Raw genomic sequence first — 21232 nt, 5'->3', positions numbered from 1 at the left:
GCGAGTGCGACGTTCGACGACCTTCGGCCTCGCGCTCGCCTGCCTCGCCATCCCTCTCCTCATCGTCTTCCGACCCGCACTGTTCCAGGGACGCCAGTTCGCGTTCCAGGATGCGGGTCATTACTATTATCCCCTCCTGCAGCGGGTCCAGCAGGAGTGGGATGCCGGCCGGTGGCCGCTCTGGGCGCCGGAGGCCAGCGCGGGGACGCCGTTGCTGGGCAACCCGACCGCCGCGGTGCTCTACCCGGGCAAGGTCGTCTTCGCGCTGATGCCCTTCCCCTGGGCCATGCGGGCCTACCTGATCGGGCACGTCGCCCTGGCCTTCGGGGCGATGTGGGCGTTGCTCCGGGGGTGGCGGGTCTCGGCGACGGGTGCGCTGATCGGGGCGTTGGCCTACGGCTTCGGCGTGCCGGTCCTGAGCCAGACGAGCAACATGATCTTCCTGGTCGGCGCGGCCTGGGGTCCGCTCGGGTTCCTCGCGGCCGATGGCCTGGTCCGATGCCGCCGGCGGATGGCCCTGCCGGCCCTGGGCCTGGTGCTGGCGTTCGAGGTCCTGGGCGGCGACCCGGAGATGGCCTACCTCACCGTGATCTGCGCCGGTGGCTATGCCGCCGGGATCGCCGTGTCGCGGTCCTCGGCGGGGGTCGGCCCGACGCTGCGCCGGGCGTTCCTGGGGCTGATCCCGATCTATCTCGGCCTGCTCGGCCTGTCCTGGTGGACGGCCCGCGCCATCCACCGGGGGGCCTCCGGCGCGGCGGGGCCGACGACGCCGTGGAGCCCGCCGAGGCAGGCGATCGTCGCGGCGGCGTGGGCGATCGGACTCGGGCTGCTGGCCCGGCGGGCGTGGCGCCGGGCGGACCCCGACGGGGGGGCGCGGGGCCTCGCCACATCGGCCTTCGGTCTCCTCGCCGCGTCGGCCCTGGCGCTGGCGATTGCCGGGGCGCAGGCCCTGCCGGTCGCCGAGGCGGGCGCGGAGAGCTTCCGGGCGGCCGAGTCGCAGGGATTCCACGACATCTACCCGTACAACGTCCATCCCTTGCAGTTCCTGGATGCGACCTGGCCCGGCGTCTTCGGCACGCTCGAAGGCGGCTACCGCTCGTGGCTGAACGCGCTGCCGCCCAAGCCGGAGAGCCGGCTCTGGATGCCGTCGGTCTATCTCGGCGGCCTGGCCCTGGTCCTGGCCCTGTCCGCCCTGGGGATGCGCGGCGGGCCCCCGTGGCGGGCCTGGCTGAGCGTCGTGGCGATCGCCGGCGCCCTGGCGGCGCTCGGGCCTTACGGCGGCCCTCTGATGTGGGCCCGGTACGTCCCGGGCTGGGCGGCCACGCTCGGGCCGCCCGAACCGGCGTTCTCCTGGCAGGTACGCACCGACGGCCACCTCCGCGACGGCGACGGCGGGGCCTACTGGCTGCTGGCCTCGGCGTTCCCCGGCTTCGGTTCGTTCCGCTACCCGGCCAAGCTGCTGGTGGTCTGGTCGCTGGCCGTCGCCGGTTTGGCGGGGATCGGGTGGGATCGCCTGCTGGCGGGCCACGACCGGAGGGCCCGCCGCATCGCGGCGCTCCTGCTCGGTTTGGGCGTCGCCACGCTGCTGGCCTCCTGGAGCGGGGCCGGCACGCTGCGGTCCTGGTTCGACGCCCTGGCCCTGCGGCTCCGGGCCTCCGACGAGCCGCTGGATGCCGCCCGGGCGATCGCCGACATCCGGTCGGCCCTGGTGCATGGGGTCGCCGTCGCGGCGTTCGCGCTGGGGGTGGCAACGCTGGCCGCGAGGCGGCCGAGGCTCGCCGGCGCGGTCGCGGTCCTGGGCCTCGGGTGCGACCTCGTGATGGCCAACGCCCACCACGTCATCACGGTGCCGCAATCGGCCTTCGAGGGGACGCCCCGGGCCCTGGAGTTGATCCGCGAGGCGGAGCGGGCCGACCCGTCGCCGGGCCCGTTCCGGGTGCAGAGGGTGGGGCGATGGTGGCCGGCCCGCTGGGCCGACCCGGACGGATCGCCGAGGGATTTCGACGCGATCACCCGGTGGGAACACCGATCGCTCCGCACCAACTACAACCTCCCCCTGGGCGTCGAATCGACCTTCTACTTCGACACCCTGGAGCCGGTGGACTACGGTTCTCTGTTCCTCCCGTGGTCCTTGTCCCCGCCGCCGGAGACCCTCCGCGCCCACAAGCTGAGGCCGGACCAGCCGGTCTGGTATTACCCGCGGCGGGCCTTCGACCTGTGGAATACCCGCTATTTCATCGTCCCGGCCAAGCTGGTCTGGGAGAGCCCGGCGCGGGGCTATGCGTCGTTCATCCCGAAATCGACCTTCCTGTATCCCAAACCGGGGACCTTCGACGGCCCGGACGGGCCCGCGCTCCGGGCGAAATGGGGCGAGACCGACGACTTCCGGATCCTGCGGAACGAGAATGCCTACCCCCGGGCCTGGGTCGTCCATCGGGCCTCGATCCTCCCCCCGATCCGGGGGATGGGCGTGGCCGAGCGGGCCGATCTGACCCGGGAGATCCTCTACCAGGGGGACGAGTTCTGGAGGCTGCCGGGCGTCCCGGTCCAGGACCCCCGCACGATGGCCTGGGTCGAGACCGATCGGCCGGCGGAGGTGGATGCCCTGCTGTCGCGGGCGCTGCCCGACCCGGCCGAGGTCGTCGCCGTGGACCGCGACGAGCCCCAGCGGGTCGAGATGACCGCCACGCTCCTCTCGCCGGGCCTGGTGGTCGTCGCGGATCGGTTCGATCCGGGATGGACCCTGGCCGTCGACGGCCGCCCCGCCGAGATCCACCGGACCAACCGGGCCATGCGGGGGGTCGCCCTGCCGGCGGGCACCCACCGACTGGTCTTCCGCTATGATCCCCGTTCGTTCCGCCTGGGGAAGATCCTGACGGCCATCGGCCTCGCGGCCTTCGTCGCCCTCGCGGCCCGGGCCGCCCGGTGGCCGGCGCGACCCCGAGATCCGGACCTTGCTTGACACCTGGGGAGGAGGAAGATGATGCGTCTTGCCATGATCGGGATCGCCCTCGTCGCCCTGGGATGGCCTTCGCCCGGGGCCTCGGCCGACGAGCCCCTGCGCGAGCAGGCCGCCGCGGCCCTGCGGCTGGCCGCCGGGTTCTATCGGGAACGGGTCGCGGTCGAGGGGGGCTACGTCTTCCGCTACAGCGAGGACCTGGCCCGCCGCGAGGGGGAGGAACGCGTGGGCGCGAAGGCCGCCTGGCTCCAGGCCCCCGGCACGCCCGCCGTGGGCATGGCCTACCTGGACGCCTTCGCCGCCACCGGAGACGCGTACTACCGCGACGCGGCGACCGAGACCGCCCGGGCGCTGGTCCGGGGGCAACTCCGCTCGGGCGGCTGGGATGACCGGATCGAGTTCGAGCCCGCCGAGCGCGAGCGGTTCGCCTATCGGGTCGATCCCGAGCGGCCCAGGGCCCGCAACGTCACCACGCTCGACGACGACAAGACCCAGTCCGCCGTGCGGTTCCTCCTCCGGGCCGACAAAGCCCTGGAATTCCAGGATGCGGCCATCCACGAGGCGACCCGATACGCCCTGGATCACCTGATCGCGGCCCAGTATCCCAACGGTGCCTGGCCGCAGCGGTTCGACGCCCCGCCCGACCCCGCCCGGTTCCCGGTCAAGCCGGCCGGCTATCCGGAGACGTGGCCGAGGACCTACACCAAGGCGAAGTACGACCACTTTTACACGCTCAACGACGGCACCCAGGCCGACATGGTCGCCCTGATGCTCGACGCCTGGCGCCAGTATCAGGCGAAGGGCGACCTCGACGCCGCGCTCCGGGGCGGGGAGTTCTTCCTCCTGGCCCAGATGCCCGCGCCGCAGCCCGCCTGGGCCCAGCAGTACGACGCGGAGATGCGGCCGACGTGGGCCCGGAAGTTCGAGCCGCCCGCGATCACCGGCGGGGAGTCGATCGGGGCGATGCGGGCCCTGCTGGGCCTGTATCACGAGACCGGCGACGGGAAGTACCTGAAGCCGATCCCGCCCGCGCTCGACTATCTCCGGGGCTCCCGGCTCCCGGACGGCCAGCTCGCCCGGTTCTACGAGCTGAAGACCAATCGCCCGCTCTTCTTCACCCGGGACTACCAGCTGACCTACGACGACGCCGACGTGCCGACGCACTACGCCTTCAAGGTCAACGACGGGACCGCGACGATCGCCCGCGACTACGAAAGGGCCCTGGCCAAGGGGCCGGTCAAGCCCGGGAGCGTCGCCCGCAAGCCGGGCCGGCCCCCCGAGGATCGCGTCCGCGCCGTGATCGCCGCCCTCGACGACCAGGGCCGATGGGTCGAGGAGGGCCGGCTCCGAACCCACGGCAAGGACGACCCGACCCGGCGGGTCATCGAGGGCCGGACCTTCGTCAGGAATGCCCAGACGTTGTCCCAGTACCTGCTGGCCACGAAGCCCTGACGCCCCGGCCGGGCCTCAGGAGCTGCCCACCTCGGGGCTGTTGTCGTGGCCGAGGATGCCGAGCTGGTCCGAAAACGCCCCGCCGGCCCGGGTGTGGGCGTAGAACGTGGCGAGGGTCCGGTCGTAGATGCTGAAGTCGGACTGGCCGTCCCCGTCGTAGTCGGCGATCAGCGGGATGTTGGTGTGGCCCACGATGCCGAGTTGCTTGGCGAAGGCGCCGCCGGCCCGGGTGTGGACGTAGAAGGTCGCCGTGTTGCCCTCGAAGATGCTGACGTCGACCTTGCCGTCGCCGTCGTAGTCGGCCACGATCGGGACGTTGCGGCGGCCGACCACGCCGAGCTGGTCGCTGAACGCCCCGCCGGACCGGGTGCGGGCATGGAAGGTGGAGGTCGTGGCGTCGAAGATGCCGTCGTCGGTCCGGCCGTCGCCGTCGAAGTCGGCGACCATCGGGATGTTGCGATGGCCCACGATGCCGAGCTGGTCGCTGAAGCCCCCGCCGACCCGGAGGTGGACGTGGAACGTCGCGGTGGTCGCGTCGTAGATGCTGAGGTCGGCCTTGTTGTCCCCGTCGTAGTTGCCGATGACCGGGACGTTGTCGTGGCCGAGGATGCCGAGCTGGTCCGAAAACGCCCCGCCGGCCTGGGTGTGGACGTAGAACGTGGCGGTGGTGGCGTCGAAGATCCCGAAGTCGGCCTTGCCGTCGCCGTCGTAGTCGGCCACCACCGGCACGTTGTCATTGCCGACGATGCCGAGCTGCCGGGCGATCCCGCCCCCGGCGCGGGTGCGGACGTAGAAGGTCGCGGTATTGGCGTCGAAGATGGCGTCGTCGGCCCGGCCGTCGCCGTCGTAGTCGGCCACCACCGGAACGTTGTCGTGGCCGATGAATCCGAGCTGGTCGGCGATGGGGGTGCCGGTCCGGGTGCGGATGTAGAAGCTGGCGTCGGTGGCGTCGTAGATGGCGGCGTCGGCCTTGCGGTCGCCGTCGTAGTCCCCTGCGTTCATCGTGCTGAGCAGCGCCCGCATCTCCAGCGGGCCGACCGTCGGCAGGAATCGGCGTCGGTTTCTTCGGTCATTCATGGCATGGCCCCATCACGACGCCCAAGGTGGCCCGGTTCCGATTGGACCGGTTATATGGGTTATCGTGCCCCGCCCGAGGCCGACTTGAGGCCGGTCGCCGCCCGGCTCGCCCCGAGGGGCCCCGATTGCGCCATCGGGGGCCGCTCGCCTCAGATGGGCAGGAGGATGTTGGTCACGCCGCCGTTGGTCTCGATCCGGCCCCGGAAGATGACGTTCACGCCGCCGCTGCGCGACCGGGCGAGGTTCTTCACGCCGGTGCGATAGCGGATCTCCAGCGTCCCCTCGCCGGTCGCGCCGCTGAACGTGCCGCCGCTCGACCCGTCCACGGTCCAGGTCAGGCGGGTGGGCCTCCCGGCGCGGTCGAGCGAGGAGGGATCTCCCTGGAGGTCGAGGAGCAGGAGGTTGCCCGAATTCGCGACGTTCTTGTCGAGCAGGGCGGCCAGCCCGGTCGTCTCGCCCGTGGCCCGGTCGGCGGGCGGGTAGAGGGCCATCTGGAAATCGCCGTGGAGGAAGGCGCTGGAGGTGCCGCTCCCCTTGATGAAGATCCGCGATGCCTGATCGGTGAACCGAGGGGGGCCGGTGGCGAACGAGCCGGCGAACCGGGCGGTGAACCGCTGCCGGGCCAGCTCGCGCGGGGTGGGCTGGCGGTCGGGGGGGTCGGCCTGCCCGGCCTCGGCGCGGCCCATCAGGGCGCCGAGGTCGAGCGCCCGGATCGGCCCGGTGAGGAGCGTCGGGGCGGTGGGCAGGTCGCGGCCTTCCAGCCGCTCGACGAGGGGGCGCGAGGCGCGGCGGGGCTTGATCCTGTCGGGTTCGATCCCCATGGGGGCGGCTCCTTCCTCGATCGTTCAGGGGAGGACGCGGGACCCGACCGCCGTGTTCAGGTCGAGCATCGACCGGCGGTGGCGGACCAGGGCATCCCGGTACTGGCGGACGACTTCGTTGTAGGACCGCTGGGCTTCGAGGTATTCGAGGGCGTTGGCCTCGCCCCCCTGGAACCGGCGATAGGCCGCGTCCCGCACCCGCCTGGACGACGGGATGACCTCGCGCTCCAGCTCCAGGATCCCCTCGCGGCTGAGCTCGAACTCGTGCACCGCCTCCTCGGCCTCGGAGGCGACCTGCCGCTCGATGGCCGCGAGTTCCACGCGGGTCTGCGAGGCGTTGGATTTCGACCGGGCGATGTTCCCCTGGTTCCGGTTGTGGATCGGCAGGGGGACGGTCACACCCAGGGCCCACGAGGTCGGGCTCTTGACGCCGAACGGGCGATTGTCCTGGAACGTATAGGGCTGGGCCAGGACGTAGATGTCGGAGAACCGCTCGGCGTGGGCCACCCGGACGTCGGCGTCGGCCCGGGCGACGCCGAGCCGGTAGGCGTTCAGGTCCGGCCGCGATTGCAGGGCGCACTGGATCAGCGCGTCCGGGGGCATCGGCAGCTCCGAAACGTCCCGCAACGTCGCGCGGAGCCGGAGCGAGTCGGCCTCGGCGCGGGGGATGTTCAGGACGACGGCCAGGGCCCGGGTCGTCCGCCCCTGGGCCTGGGTCGCCTCGCGGACCTGGAACTGGGACTGCTCGTACTGGGCTCGGAGGGCGTCGGTCGTCGACTCCGTGATCTGGCCCTTCTTCAGCAATTCGAGGTTCAGGTTCAGCAGCTTCTCGATGCCGTCCACGTAGGCCCGGCTGAACCGGAGCGTCTCCTGGGCCGACACCACGTCGACATAGACGGTATAGAGGTTGTCGATCTGGAGCCGGACGGCGTCCTGGAACTGGGCCTCGGTCACGCGCTTCGCCTTGCGGGCGGCGTCGGTGCGGGCCTGGCGCTTGCGGCTCACGTCGACGGGATAGGTGATGTTGACGTCATACTGGGTCGGGCCGCCCGGATTGTCCCGGCCGAACTTGCCATAGGGGACGAACTGGGTGTCCATGTAGAGGGCGGGGTTCGCCCGCAGGCTCGCCGTGAGGATGTCGGCCGAGGCCTGGTCGATCTCGTGGCGGAGGGCCAGCAGGTTCAGGTTCTGCCGGATCAGGTGCTCGATGGCCCCGTCCAGGGTCAGCCCGCCGTCCGGCCCCGGGTCCTCGGGCCCGGCGGGCAGGTCCAGCTCGCCGTAGCGGGGGACGTCGGCCGGGGTCAGTTCCTCGGGCCGGAACCGGGCGTCCGGCTCGCGGTCGATCGTCGTCGCCCGGGGGGTCAGGGCCCCGACCGGGGCGCGGCTCACCGACGGGCCGGGGCGCCCGCCGATCGGGCGATCCTGGGAGCCCGGGGACGCGTCGAACGACGTGGTCCCGGACGCGCCGATCGGGGCGCCAAGCCGCCCCGGGGCGTCGGGCAGCCCCGGCGGCCCCTGGACCTCGGCCGGCCCCTGCGCGAAGCAAGGGCCTCCCACCGCCAGGGCGACCGCGGCCGCGAGCCGGGCGCCCATCGTCGTGACTGAACGTTTCATGCCCCGAGATCCTCTCGTGTCGCCGTTGCCGGGCGAATGCCCCGGCGGGGGCGCGGGCGGGCGTCTTGCCTCGCCGGTCGATGTCAGCAATATCGGGCCGCCGCGGCCGCGACGTTCAGTAAACCGGGCCGCCGGCCCGATTCAATGGACCTCGGGGGTCGCGGTGGCCGCCTCCCCGCTGGCGACGGTCTGCGCGTCCTCGAACATCTGGGCCAGGAGCAGGCCCCCGACGGTCACCACCTTCTCGCCGGGCCGGACCCCCTCGCTGATCACGACGCGGTCGTCGGTCTCCTGGACCACCGCCACCGGGCGCCTTTCGTAGCGGCCGGGCTCGGACGCGGATTCGACGAACGCCATCGAGTGCCCGTCGCCCACGATCAGGGCGGGCCTGGGGATCACGACCCGGCCGTCGACCGGGGGGATCTCCAGCACCCCCCGGACCAGCATGTCGGACTTGAGCCGGCCGCCGTCGTTGGGGATCGAGGTCCGCACCCGGACGGCGTGGGTCGCGGGGTCGACCCGGTTGGAGATGTATTCGACCTTGCCCCGGAGCTTGTGGTTGAGGAACGGGAAGCCGATCTCCCAGTCCTGGCCGAGCTGGACGAGGTCCAGGTCGCTCTCGAACACGTTGCCCCAGACCCAGAGTCGGTCCAGCGGGGCGATCACCAGGAGGGTGTCGTTCTCGTCGTAGAGGTTGCCCACCGCCACGTCCCGGGCGATGACCAGGCCGTCGGCCGGCGATCGGAGGGTGAGCCGGGCCTTCTCGGCGCCCGGTTCGTGCTCCACCCGCTCGACCTCCTCCTCGGTCAGGCCGTAGACCAGGAGCTTGTCGCGGGCCACCTCGTACTCGTGGCGGTTCTTCATCTCATTGTTCTTGGTCTCGTCGTAGAGCTGCTGGGAGATCGTCTTGGAGGCGAGCAGGGCCTCGCGGATGGCCAGCAGGTTCTTGTCGTACTGCCACTGGATCCGCTCGATCTCGCAGGCGCGCTTGGCCTCGGCCAGCTCGGTGCTGTACAGCTCGACCAGCGGCTCGCCCCGCTTCACCGACTGGCCGACGGTGACATGGACCTTGTCGACCCGGCCCTTGAACATCGGCCGGACCTTGGTCAGGGTGTCGGAGATGTACTCGGTAGTCCCCAGCAATTCCAGGCGGAGCGGATGCTCCTGGGGCTTCGCCGCGGCGGACCGGATGCCCATCGCGGCCCGCGCCTTCTCGGTGAGCCGGATCGTGCCATCAAAGGGCGTCTTCGGCTCGGGGGGCGCGGGGGCGGGGGCCGGCTTCTTCGCGGCGCCGGCGACCGCGTGCCAGAGCTTCTCGGTTTCCTCCGGATAGCGCCAGCGGGCGATCCCGACCGCGGCGATCGCGGCGAGCAGCAGGGCGGGCTTGAGCCATCGCGCGGGGCGTTTCGCCCGGCGGTCGACCGGGGCCGATGCGGTTGCGGTCATGGGGGCCTCAGTGTTCGCCGGCGGGTCGCCCGCCGCGGGCCGGGAAGAAGGTATACAGGACCGGGATCAGGAACTGCGACATCAGCATCGCCACCAGCATCCCGCCCACCACGACGATGGCCAATGGCTTCTGGGCCTGCGAGCCGATCGAGGTGGCGAAGGCGGCGGGCAGGAGCCCGAGGATCGCCGTCAGCGAGGTCATGGCCACCGGGCGGACCCGGAGGATCCCCCCGCGCGTGACCGCCTCCACGGGGCTGGCGCCGCCGGCCCTCAGCTCGTTGAAGTAGGAGACCAGCAGCACGCCGTTCTGGACCGCCACGCCGAAGATCGAGATGAACCCCACGGCCGCCGAGATGCTGAACGTGGTCCCCGTCAGCATCAGGGCCCAGATCCCCCCCATCGCCGCCGGCACGACCCCGGCCATGACGAGCAGGGCATCCTTGAACGAGTTGAACAGGCTGTAGAGCAGGACCATGACCAGCGCCATCGACAGAGGGACGGTGACCATGAGCCCCCGGTTGGCCGCCTGCATCTGGGCGAACTCGCCCGACCACTCGACGCGGTAGCCCTCGGGCAGGGCCGCCTCGCCGCCCGCCGCCTCGACCTTCTGCCGGGCCTCCTCGATGGTGGAGGCCAGGTCGCGGCCCTGGACGCTGAACCGGATCGGGATGTAGCGGCGGTTGTTCTCGCGGTAGATGTACGACGCCCCCGACTTGTGGGGCTCGATCTCGGCCAGGTGCGACAGCGGGATCCGCGCCGCGGGCTTGCCGTCGCGGCCGGGCACGTCGACCGGGATCCGGGCGATGTCCTCGGGGTCGTCGCGGAGGTCCTGGGGCAGCCTCAGGACGATCTCGTACCGCTTCTCCCCCTCGACCATCTCGCTGAAGGCTCGGCCGCCGATGGCCACCTGGATCACGTGCTCAACATCTTCGATGTTCACGCCGTAGCGGGCGCAGGCCCGGCGGTCGATGCGGATCTCCAGGTTGGGCTGGCCCAGGATGTGAAACAGCCCCACGTTCTCGATGCCCGGGATGGTCCGGAGCACGTTGACCACCCGCTGGCCGACCTCCTCCAGCGTCTCCAGGTCGCCGCCGAACAGCTTGACCGAGTTCGCCCCCTTGATGCCCGAGAGCGCCTCGTCGATGTTGTCGCGGATCAGCTGGGAGAAGCTGAAGCTCAGGCCGGGGAAGTCCTCGAACTTCTTGGTCAGCTCGGCCTCGATATCCTGGCGGGTCAGCCCCTCGCGCCACTCCTCCATGGGCCTCAGGGGGACGTTGAATTCGAGGTTGAAGTAGCTGGTGATGTCTGTGCCGTCGTCGGGGCGGCCCACCTGGGACATCACGCCCCGGACCTCCGGGATCGTGGCGATCACCTCGCGGATCCGGGGCGCCATCCGCGCCGCCTCCTCGCGGGAGACGGTCCGGGGCATCAGGGCGCGGATCCAGAGGTTCCCCTCCTCCAGCTCGGGCATGAACTCGGCGCCGAGGCTGGGCAGCAGCCAGATCGTGAGGGCCAGCAGCCCGGCCGTGCCCATGAGGAACAGGGCCCGATTCGCCAAGGCCAGGCGGAGCACGAAGGAGTAGAGGGCCTTCAGCACCCGGTCGACGATCGTCTCCTTCTCCTCGTGCTTGTTGCGGAACAGGAACGAGCAGAGGACCGGGGCCAGCGTCACCGAGATCAGCAGGGCCCCGAGGATCGAGAACGCATAGGTCGACGCCATCGGCCCGAACAGGGCCCCGGCCGGCCCGCTCATGGCGAACAGCGGGAAGAAGGCGCAGACGATGATCATGGTCGAGAAGAACAGGGGCCGCTCGACCTCGTGCGACGCCTCGGCGATCCGTTCGACGATCGGCCGGGTCCGGTCCGCGCCGGGCTCGGTGATGTGGCGGTAGATCGTCTCCACGATGATCACCGAGCTATCGACGATGATCCCGAAGTCGACCGCCCCGATCGACAGGAGGTTGGCCGACTTCCCCTGGGCGAACAGGATCGAGATGGCGAACATCAGCGCCATCGGGATCACGATGGCCACGATCGCCGCGCTGGCCAGGTCGCCCAGGAAGATGAACAGGACGGCCACCACCAGCCCGACGCCGACCATCAGGTTGTGGATCACGTTGTGGGTCGTGACGTGGACGAGGTCGGTCCTCTGGTTGAAGACCGTGAGCTTCATGCCCCTGGGAAGGAGCTTCTCGCGCTCCATCTCGTGCATCTTCGCTTCCACCGCCTCGGCGGTGGGGAGGGATTTCTCCCCCTTGCGCATCATCACGATCCCCTCGACCACGTCGTCCTCGTCGCCCCGGCCGACCAGCCCCAATCGCGGCTGATGGCCGACGACGACCTGGGCGACCTGGCGGACGTAGATCGGCGTGCCGTCGGGGGCCGAGGTGAGCACCACGTCGCGGATGTCGTCGAGCTTGCGGGCCTCGATCGCGTCGGCCCGGTCGATGTTGGCCGGGTCGAGCGGGTCCTGCCCGCCCCCCAGCAGGCCGATGGCCCGGACGTTGTGCGACTGGGTGCCCAGCGTGATGATGTCGCCGCCGACGTTGGCGTTGGACGCGGCGATGGCCTCCTCCACGTCCCTCATGGTCAGGCCGAATTGCTTGATCAGGCGGGTATCCAGGAGGACCTGGTACTGTTTCACCGTGCCGCCGAACCCGGCCACGTCGATGACGCCGGGCACCTGCTTCAGGGTCCGGGTGACGACCCAGTCCTGCACCGCCTTGAGCTGGTTGGTGGTGTAGCCCGGGCCTTCCAGGACATAGCGGATGATCTCGCCGGTCGGGCTCCAGGGCGAGAGGCCGGGGCGGATCCCTTCGGGCAGGTCGATGCTGGCCAGCCGGTTCAGCACCTCCTGGCGGGCCGCCCAGTAGTCGGTGCCGTAGGCGAACTGGCACTTCACGTCGTTCAGGCCGGAGATCGAGGTGCTACGGAGGTATTGCAGCCCCGGCATCCCGTTCAGGGCGGTCTCGATGGGCACCCCGATCAGCCGCTCCATCTCCTCGGGGCTGGCGCCGGGGCTCTGGGTGATCACCTCGACCAGCGGCGGCGTGGGGTCCGGGTAGGCCTCCACGTTCAGGTTCATGGCCGCGTAAGATCCGCCGCCGACGAGGGCCAGGGCCCCCAGGATCACGATCAGGCGATTGTGGAGGCTCCAGGCAATGATCGCACGAACCATCCGGCATCCCCCACCGACCGAACTTCGACCCGGGCCCGCCCGGCACCGCACCGTACCGCAAGCTTCCCCATACGAGATCCGGCCCCGTTTTGTTCGGGCCGACCCGGGCCATTCGCCGCGATCGCGACCTAAACTCAAAGGGAGAAACCGAGTTCCCCCGATGGATAGCGCAATCGAGGAGCCCATGTCCGACAAGAGATGGAGCCGCCTGGCCCGGGTCGTCCTGATCCTGACGAGCCTGGTCTTCGGCCTGGTGCTGATCCCGGCCGGGCTGGTCGCCCCGTTCTCGCTGATGGCCTTCGACCAGGGCATCAGCCTGCCCGGGGTGGCGTTCGCCTCGGCCTTCCTGACGTTCCCCCTGGTGATCCTGGCCTCGATCCCCGCGTCGTGGATCTTCCACCGGAGGCACGCGGACCGCGCCGCGATCCTGGTGGGGCTGCTGCCGACCGTCAACGTCCTGGTGGTGGCCGCCCTGTTCCTCGCCCTGGGGTGATGGGGGGCGGGCGCGACCGCCCCGAGGATGGTACGCTCTGGGTTCGCGCCCGGCGGCGACCGGCGGGCGGATCACGCGAAGCGAAGGGCCGGGGATGGATCAGCGATTGATGGAGTACCTGCAGAGGATCTTGACCGCGCGGGTCTACGACGTGGCGGTCGAATCCCCCCTGGAGCTGGCCGGCAAGCTCTCCGAGCGGACCGGCAACCGGGTCTGGCTCAAGCGCGAGGACACGCAGCCGGTCTTCAGCTTCAAGCTGCGCGGGGCCTACAACAAGATGGCCCGGCTCTCGCCCGAGCAGCGGGAACGCGGGGTCATCTGCGCGTCGGCGGGCAACCACGCCCAGGGGGTCGCCCTGAGCGCCAGCCGCCTCGGTTGCCGCGCCGTGGTGGTCATGCCCCTGACCACCCCGAAGCTCAAATCCGACGCCGTGAGGGCCCTGGGCGGGGAGGTCATCCTCCACGGCGACAGCTACTCCGACGCCTACCTCCACGCCCGCGAGCTGCAAGGGCAGGGGGGGTTCACTTTCGTCCACCCGTTCGACGACCCGGACGTGATCGCCGGCCAGGGCACCATCGGCATGGAGATCCTCCGCCAGCACCAGCACCCGATCCACGCCGTGTTCGTGGCCATCGGCGGCGGCGGGCTGATCTCGGGCGTCGCCGCGTACATCAAGGCGGTGCGGCCGGAGATCAAGGTCATCGGGGTCCAGATGGCCGACTCCGACGCCATGATCCGCTCGGTCCGGGCCGGCGAGCGGGTGCCGCTTGCGGACGTCGGCCTGTTCTCCGACGGCACCGCCGTCAAGATGGTCGGCGAGGAGACCTTCCGCCTCACCCGGGCGCTGGTCGACGACTTCGTCGTGGTCGACACCGACGCCGTCTGCGCCGCCATCAAGGACGTGTTCGAGGACACCCGGAGTATCCTGGAGCCGGCCGGGGCGATGGGCGTGGCCGCGATCAAGCAGTACGCCGCGAGCCATGGCCTGTCCGACCAGACGCTGGTGGCCATCACCTGCGGGGCGAACATGAACTTCGGCCGGCTCCGCTTCGTCGCCGAACGCGCCGAGGTGGGCGAAGAGCGAGAGGCGTTATTCGCCGTGACGATCCCGGAGGAACGCGGCAGCTTCAAGCACCTCTGCGAGATCATCGGCCATCGCGACGTGACCGAGTTCAGCTACCGGATCTCCGACGCCAGCGAGGCCCACCTCTTCGTCGGCCTGGCCACCAGCAACCGCCGCGAATCCGCGGCGATCCTCGACGCCTTCGCCGGCCACGGCTTCGCCGCCATCGACCTCGTCGACGATGATCTATCCAAGGAGCACATCCGCTACATGGTCGGCGGCCGGTCCCGGCTCGCCCAGGACGAGAGACTTTATCGCTTCCAGTTCCCCGAGCGCCCCGGGGCTCTGATGCGGTTCCTCTCCAGCATGCACGCGGACTGGAATATCAGCCTGTTCCACTATCGCAACCAGGGGGCCGACTACGGGCGGATCCTGGTCGGCATCCAGGTCCCCGAGGGGGAGTCCGCCGCCTTCCAGGACTTCATCCGGACCCTGGCCTACCCCTGCGTCGACGAGACCGAGAACCCGGTCTACCGCCTGTTCCTCCGGTGATCGGTCCACCGGAGGGCGAGCCGGGCCCGCGCCCGGCTCGCCGGCACGGGGGTTATTGCGCGTCCGGGGCCAGCCGGGCCTTGAGCTTGGCGATCGCCGGGACGATCTCGGCCTCGGCCTGGCGGGCCCGCGCGTCGGGCTGATCGGGGACGTGGGGCCGGGCGTAGGAGCTGAGCGAGCGGAGGCCGGAGGGGGCCTGGCCGCCGTCGAAGGTCGTGCGGTGGCACAGGACGCACTGGGCGGCGTAGGTGGTCCGCTTGGCGGTCCCGTATTCGAGGAAGAGCGACTGGGCCGTGTCGGGGACGAACCGGAATGCCGCGGCCGCCGGGTCGGGGCCGGCCGCCGGGCGCCGACGCAGGTAGATCCAGTGGTTGATGCCGTCGACCGAGCTGGTGTCCTTGCCCGGGTCGAGGCCCGGCTCGGCGGCCAGCGCCCGGACCCGCACCTCATCCACGACCGGCGTGGCGACCGGGGTCAGGTCGGGGGTCAGGCCGACCAGGGTCAGGGCCAGCGCCGCCTCCGTGCCGACCTCGATTTCGGGCCGGGGGGAGTCCTTGCCCGCCTTCGCCGCGGCCTCGACCAGGGCACGGCCGGCCTCGGCCGACCCGGCGTTGAGGAACACCCGCGCCGTCCGGAACGTCGTGGCGCCGTGGAACAGGGTGGAGGATCGGCGATCGACCTCGACCCAGGGCGACGCCGGGTCGTTGGCGAGCAGCGACGCCGGCAGGTAGGGGGCCCGGCGATCGGCCCTGGAGCCGGCGGGGAACTGGGCGTGGAGTTCGGCCAGCCCGTCGGGCAGGTTCCTCAGGACGTCGGCCGGCTGGCCGCACGCCGCCACCGATCGCGCCAGGGCCCGGAGGACATCCGGTCCCGCTTTCCCGGAGGCCTCGAATCGCGCCCAGGCATTCAGGAGGTCCCACTGGAGCATGAGACGCGCCACCGGCGGGCGCAGCTCGGGGAAGGCGTCGACCTTGGCCGGCTCGTCCAGGAGGGCCAGCAGGGCGACCATCCGCGCGGATTGCTCGGCGGTCCAGGACTCGACCGGCGAGATCCGCACGTCGCCGCCGAAGGTGGCTCGGTCGGACTCGGTGCCGGGACGCTTGCGGAAGTACCAGCCCTTGACGTAGAAGGCCGCGTCGTCCTCGCCGGCCGCCTGGCGCTCGCCCGGCAGCGCGGCCCCGACTTCCTTGGGCTCGCGCTCGGCGACGAACAGGAGCCCGAACAGTTCGTTGAGGGGGCTGGCCGGGTCGGCCGCGTAGGCGCGGGCCGGCCGGGCGGGATCGGGCAGCCCTTCGGCCCGGTGGCCGACCGGGAAGAAGTCGTCGGCCGGCGCGGCCCCCGACGACGTGAGGATCAGGCCGCCTGCGAGCGCCACGGCCATCAAGCGTTCATACCCACGAAACATCATGCGAATCCCAACCCATCCTATTTAAAAAGCTTTCGCTGAATTAGAAGCTGTCGGAGGAGACGATCTCGGCCCCCTGGCGGGTGCTGAGCGCCGCGAGGATCTCCACGGTCACCGATTCCTTGAGGAACCGGACGGATCCGTCGGCCATCGCCACGTTCGCACCGCCCGGGTGGAAGCCGTAGACGCCGAGGTAGTTGGAGCAGTTGACCGCGCATCGGCCCATGTTCTTGGTCACGCCGATCCACTCCTTGCCCGGGTCGAACCCGCGGAGCGCGAGCACGTTGCTCTCGGCCCAGGCCGAAATCGAGACGCCGTTGGCGGACGAGGTGCCCGAGCCGGCGATCATGGTCCGCCCGGTCCGCCAGATCTGGGGACGCCCGGCGCACTCGACCAGCATGATCGTGTTCGAGGTCCCGTCGGTCACGTCGCGGAGGTTCAGCAGGCCGGCCGAGGACCCGCCCGTCGTCGACCCCGAGAAGACCCCGGTGACGTCGGCCGGCTGGGCACTTTGCATCAAGCCATTGGTCCACATCATCGAGTAGAAACCCGTGCTGGCCGCGTAGTCGGCGACCGCCGCGCCCCAGGCCCCGGCGGGCGAAGACGGGAACAGGGGGGTCAGCCGGGGGCCGGCCGGCGTGCTCGGGCAGAGCATCGCGTTCATGTAGGTCTGCACCGCCGTGCTGTTGCCGATCGCCGAATGATTGATCGACGAGTTGTAGGCGTTGAACAGGGACTGCTGCTCCAGATACGGCAGGATCTGCGCCTCCCAGTACCGCGTCGCCGGCTTCGACTCCGAGGTCGGCAGGGCATCGTTGGCGGTGTGGAAGTTGTGGATCCCCAGCGAGAGCTGCTTGAGATTGTTGCTGCACTGCATCCGCCGGGCCGCCTCGCGCGCCGCCTGCACGGCGGGCAACAGCAGGGCGATCAGGACGGCGATGATGGCGATGACGACCAAAAGCTCGATCAGCGTGAAGCCGCGACGGGCAGAGGTGACCCGTTTCATGATGGAAAAACCAACCAGTGCGAAGGGATGTGATGCAAACCGCGGGGGGCGACGGGACGGAAGGACCAAATTCCATCAGGTTCCAGGTTAGTCCTCGAAAACTCGTCGAGTCAACACCAAATGCGGACGCGGACTCAGTCTCAACACCTCATCCCGTGTCATTCATCCGGCTGCCACATGGCTTCGGGCGATGATCTCGGGCATCGCGGGGCAAGCGCTCTGGATCGGGGACGGCCCTCCGGATTCTAATGGTGGCCCCGGTCCGATCGGCCCGGGGAAGCGGGCGATCTTGCCGGACGGATCCCGGCCCCCTCGGATCGACCCCGCGCCGCATCGGCTCGCACACTTCGCGACCGCACCCGGGATCATCGCCCCTTCGGAGCCACGGATGCCGCTCCCGTCCAATCCATCCCCCCGGATCGCCCGCGGGATCAAGCCCGCCTCGATCGCCCTGGTCGCCGCCGCGCTCTGCGGCACCGCCGAACCGCCGCCGGAACCGGCCATCCCGACCAAACCGGCCTATGGCCTGGAGCGGCGAGAGGCGATCGGCGCCTACCTCGACCGGAGGCTGCCGACGACCCCGCCCGCCTCGGCCGGGGGCTGGGAGGCCGTCCCTGCGTTCCCGAACCTGACATTCCAGGACCCGGTGTTCGTCACCCAGGCTCCGGGCGGGTTCCGGCTCTACGTCTGCGGACGCCAGGGGATCATCGAATCGTTCGAGAATATGCCCACGGTCTCCACCAAGGCGACCTTCCTGGACATCCGCGGGCGGTGCCAGGGGTGGGACGACAGCGGGCTGCTGGGGCTGGCCTTCCACCCCGAATTCGGCCGGCCCGACTCGCCGAATCGCGGCTATTTCTACGTCGCCTACAACTACACCGACCGGCCGACGCCGGGGCCCGACCGGCCCGACACCGAGACGCCCACCTGCAACCGGCTGTCGCGGTTCACCGTGCCCGACGGCGCCGAGGCGGCCGACCCGGATTCGGAGTTGGTCCTGATCGACCAGCGCAACGACACCCTCTGGCACAACGGCGGCGGCCTGTTCTTCCACCCCGAGGACGGCTTCCTCTACCTGAGCATCGGCGACGAGGGGCACGACACCGGCAACACCCAGAAGATCGACCGCGACCTGTTCTCCGGCGTGATCCGGATCGACGTCGATTGCCGGGGCGAAGGGATCAGCCACCCCCCGCCGAAGCAGCCCCGGACCGGCACCACGGCCCATTACTTCATCCCCGACGACAACCCGTGGGTCGGCGTGCCCGACGCGCTGGAGGAGTTCTGGTGCATCGGCCTCCGCAGCCCGCACCGGATGACCTACGACCCCGTCGGCCGCCGGATCTGGCTGGGCGACGTCGGCGAGGGGGCCCGCGAGGAGATCAACCTCATCGAACGGGGCGGCAACTACCAGTGGCGGTTCAAGGAAGGGACCGTCGACGGCCGCCCGGCCCGCCCCGCCGAGGTCATCGGCCGGGAGATCCCGCCGATCCACGAATACTCCCACGCCGACGGCAACGCCGTGATCGGCGGCTATGCCTACCGGGGCCGCGAGCACTCCAGGTCGCTCCGGGGCAAGTACATCTTCGGCGACGTCAACGGCTGCGTCTGGGCCCTGACCGAGAAGCCGGGGGCCCGGCCGTCGGTGGTCCTGCTCTGCACCCTGCCCACGATCCCCTCGAACTCCTACGGCACCGGGCTGTCCTCGTTCGGCGAGGACGCCGACGGCGAGCTTCTGCTCTGCCAGATGGGCGACCACGGGCAGATCTTCAAGCTGGCCCGCGCCGACCCGGCCGGCATGGCCCTGCCCGCGATGCTGTCCGCCACCGGCGCCTTCCGCGACCTCCGCACCCTGGACCCGGCCCCGGGTCTGATCCCCTACGACGTCAACGCCCCGCTCTGGTCCGACGGGGCCGCCAAGAAGCGCTGGATCGCCGTGCCCAACGCCGGGGCCCCCTACGGCGAAGGGGAGCGGATCGGCTTCTCCGCGTCCGGCGAGTGGACGTTCCCGGTCGGCACCGTGTTCGTCAAGCACTTCGAGCTGGACACCGACGAGACCGCCGACGGCCCGCCCCGCCGGCTGGAAACCCGGCTGATGGTCCTGGCCGAAGGGGGCATGGCCTACGGCGCGACCTACCGCTGGAACGACGCCCAGGACGACGCCGAGCGGCTCGACGACGACCGGACCGAGACGTTCACCATCCGGACCGCCGAGGGCCCGCGGGAGCAGTCCTGGTACTATCCCAACCCCCGCGACTGCATGACCTGCCACAACCCCCAGGCCGGCTACGTCCTGGGCGTGAAGACCCGCCAGCTCAACGGGCCGATGGCCTACGCCGGGACCGGCCGCGAGGACAACCAGATCCGGGCCTGGAACCGGGTCGGCCTGTTCCACCCGGAACTCGCCGAGGCCGACATCCCCCGGCTCCCCCGGCTGGTCCCCATCGGGCGTGCCGACGCCCCGCTGGAGGACCGCGTCCGGTCGTACCTGGACGCCAACTGCGCCCACTGCCACCGGCCCAACGGCGTGCGGGCCCGGTTCGACGCCCGGTTCGACACCGCGATGGCCGAGCAGGGTCTGGTCGACGGCGAGATCGCCCACGCCTTCGGGCTCGGCGACGTCCGGGTGGTCATGGCCCGGGACCCGGCCCGCTCCGTCCTCCATCGCCGGATGGAGAGCCGCGACCCCAGCCTCCAGATGCCGCCCCTGGCCCGGAACGTCCCGGACGCGAAGGCCCTGGCCGTGATCCGCGAATGGATCGAGTCCCTGCCCGGGCCGGGCGGCCCGGCGGTGGTGCCGGCCGGACCATCCGAGTAGAGTCGGGGCATCGGCCCCCAGGCAACGCGATCCCCCGAGGAACCCCACCCATGAACCTGCGTCGTTGGTCCGAATCCGTGCTCGGCCTGGCGGCCGTCGTCCTGGCGACGGCCCCGGCCCTCGGCGATGAGCCGGCCACCCCGGTGAAGTGGAAGAAGACCGTGATCGAGGGCCGGTTCCGCTCCGAGGGCGTGGCCGCGGCCGACGTCAACAAGGACGGCAAGCTCGACATCCTGATCGGCGACTCGTGGTACGAGGCCCCGACCTGGGCCAAGCACGACATCCGCAAGCCCGGCGACTACGGCGACGGCCTCCGCAGCTACAGCGACTGCATGGCCTGCTGGGCCGACGACATCAATAAAGATGGCTGGATCGACCAGGTCGTCGTCGGCTTCCCGGGCAAGGCCGCCATCTGGTACGAGAACCCGGGCGACAAGCCGGGCTACTGGCCGGCCCACGAGATCGCCCCCAGCGCCTGCAACGAGACCCCGCTCTACGTCGACCTCTTCGGCGAGGGCCGCCGCGTGCTGGTCATGGGCGCCCAGCCCCCGGGCAAGGACGACGAGGGGACCATGGCCTGGTTCGCCCCCGGCTCCGACCCCGCCCAGCCCTGGGAGATGCACGCCATCAGCGAGCCGAAGGCCCCCGGCACCCAGCGGTTCTCGCACGGGCTCGGCACGGGCGACCTCAACCGCGACGGCCGCGACGACGTGATCTGCACCGCCGGCTGGTGGGAACAACCCGCCGACGAATCCCGGGCCAAGGCCCCGTGGGCCTTCCACCCCGCCAGGCTCGGCGAGGCCGTGGCCGACATGATCGCCTACGACGTCAGCGGCAACGGCGCCATGGACGTGGTCGCCAGCTCGGCCCACAAGCTGGGGATCTGGTGGTTCGAGCAGGGCGAGCCGAAGGACGGCCACCCGGCCTTCATCAAGCACGACCTGTTCCCCGACCTCGTCTCCGAGACCCACGCCCTGATCGCCGCCGACATCGACGGCGACGGCTTCAAGGACCTGGTCACCGGCAAGCGGTTCTGGTCCCACGGCCGCGCCGAGCCGGGCTCGGACAAGCCGGCCCACATCTACTGGCTCGAAGCCAACCGCGCCGCCGACGGCATGACCACCTTCACCCCCCACAGCATCGACGACGCCAGCGGCATCGGCACCCAGTTCACCATCGTCGACTTCAACGGCGACGGCCTGCTGGACATCGTCACCGCCAACAAGAAGGGCGTCTTCCTCCTGGAGCAAACCCGCGACGCGAAGTGAGCGGGGCCCCGCCCGCTTGGCCGATTCCCCGCGAATTCCCCGATGCGTCGCGGCCGATGATCGCGTAGCATCGGGGGATC

The 21232-nt window shown here is 70.7% G+C and carries 13 protein-coding genes; 6 read left to right on the top strand and 7 right to left on the bottom strand.

Annotated elements, in window-relative coordinates; translation table 11 throughout:
• Positions 1-4 precede the first annotated feature (4 nt).
• Together TA3x_RS00590 and TA3x_RS00585 are read left to right on the top strand one after the other, a co-directional pair.
• Positions 5-2962 (top strand): hypothetical protein, encoded by a 2958-nt coding sequence (locus TA3x_RS00590; RefSeq protein ID WP_435018172.1) that lies wholly within the window; start codon positions 5-7, stop codon positions 2960-2962.
• Between the two features lie 18 nt (positions 2963-2980).
• Complete coding sequence (locus tag TA3x_RS00585) at positions 2981-4411, top strand: pectate lyase (protein WP_435018171.1); 1431 nt, start codon at positions 2981-2983, stop codon at positions 4409-4411.
• A 15-nt stretch (positions 4412-4426) separates the two neighbouring features.
• Here the strand turns inward: TA3x_RS00585 and TA3x_RS00580 are convergent, their stop codons facing one another.
• The 5 genes from TA3x_RS00580 to TA3x_RS00560 form a co-directional block, all read right to left on the bottom strand.
• On the bottom strand, positions 4427-5488 hold the full coding sequence (locus tag TA3x_RS00580) for an FG-GAP repeat domain-containing protein (RefSeq protein ID WP_435018170.1): 1062 nt from the start codon (positions 5486-5488) through the stop codon (positions 4427-4429).
• A 149-nt stretch (positions 5489-5637) separates the two neighbouring features.
• Positions 5638-6309, bottom strand: a complete 672-nt coding sequence (locus tag TA3x_RS00575) for a hypothetical protein (protein ID WP_435018169.1) — start codon at positions 6307-6309, stop codon at positions 5638-5640.
• A gap of 24 nt (positions 6310-6333) precedes the next feature.
• Positions 6334-7923 (bottom strand): TolC family protein, encoded by a 1590-nt coding sequence (locus tag TA3x_RS00570; protein ID WP_435018168.1) that lies wholly within the window; start codon positions 7921-7923, stop codon positions 6334-6336.
• Positions 7924-8064: 141 nt separating this feature from the next.
• A complete protein-coding gene (locus tag TA3x_RS00565) occupies positions 8065-9369 on the bottom strand; it encodes an efflux RND transporter periplasmic adaptor subunit (protein ID WP_435018167.1) in 1305 nt (434 codons plus the stop codon).
• A 7-nt stretch (positions 9370-9376) separates the two neighbouring features.
• A complete protein-coding gene (locus tag TA3x_RS00560; RefSeq protein WP_435018166.1) occupies positions 9377-12547 on the bottom strand; it encodes an efflux RND transporter permease subunit in 3171 nt (1056 codons plus the stop codon).
• A gap of 184 nt (positions 12548-12731) precedes the next feature.
• Here TA3x_RS00560 and TA3x_RS00555 point away from each other — a divergent pair, with 184 nt between their 5' ends.
• On the top strand, positions 12732-13040 hold the full coding sequence (locus tag TA3x_RS00555) for a hypothetical protein (protein ID WP_435018165.1): 309 nt from the start codon (positions 12732-12734) through the stop codon (positions 13038-13040).
• 94 nt (positions 13041-13134) lie between these two features.
• Positions 13135-14655 (top strand): threonine ammonia-lyase, biosynthetic, encoded by a 1521-nt coding sequence (gene ilvA / locus TA3x_RS00550; RefSeq protein WP_435018164.1) that lies wholly within the window; start codon positions 13135-13137, stop codon positions 14653-14655.
• Between the two features lie 52 nt (positions 14656-14707).
• Here ilvA and TA3x_RS00545 read toward each other — a convergent pair whose 3' ends face one another.
• Both TA3x_RS00545 and TA3x_RS00540 read right to left on the bottom strand, forming a co-directional pair.
• A complete protein-coding gene (locus TA3x_RS00545; protein WP_435018163.1) occupies positions 14708-16063 on the bottom strand; it encodes a hypothetical protein in 1356 nt (451 codons plus the stop codon).
• A gap of 40 nt (positions 16064-16103) precedes the next feature.
• On the bottom strand, positions 16104-17066 hold the full coding sequence (locus TA3x_RS00540; RefSeq protein ID WP_435018162.1) for a DUF1559 domain-containing protein: 963 nt from the start codon (positions 17064-17066) through the stop codon (positions 16104-16106).
• Positions 17067-17454: 388 nt separating this feature from the next.
• Here TA3x_RS00540 and TA3x_RS00535 point away from each other — a divergent pair, with 388 nt between their 5' ends.
• A complete protein-coding gene (locus TA3x_RS00535) occupies positions 17455-19884 on the top strand; it encodes a PQQ-dependent sugar dehydrogenase (RefSeq protein ID WP_435018161.1) in 2430 nt (809 codons plus the stop codon).
• A gap of 50 nt (positions 19885-19934) precedes the next feature.
• Positions 19935-21152 (top strand): FG-GAP repeat domain-containing protein, encoded by a 1218-nt coding sequence (locus tag TA3x_RS00530; protein ID WP_435018160.1) that lies wholly within the window; start codon positions 19935-19937, stop codon positions 21150-21152.
• The last annotated feature ends 80 nt before the right edge of the window (positions 21153-21232 follow it).

Source organism: Tundrisphaera macrotermitis, from assembly GCF_051175315.1.
GTDB lineage: Bacteria > Planctomycetota > Planctomycetia > Isosphaerales > Isosphaeraceae > Tundrisphaera.
Note: the sequence above shows the minus strand (reverse complement) of the source record. Positions and strands in the feature narration are given on the sequence as shown.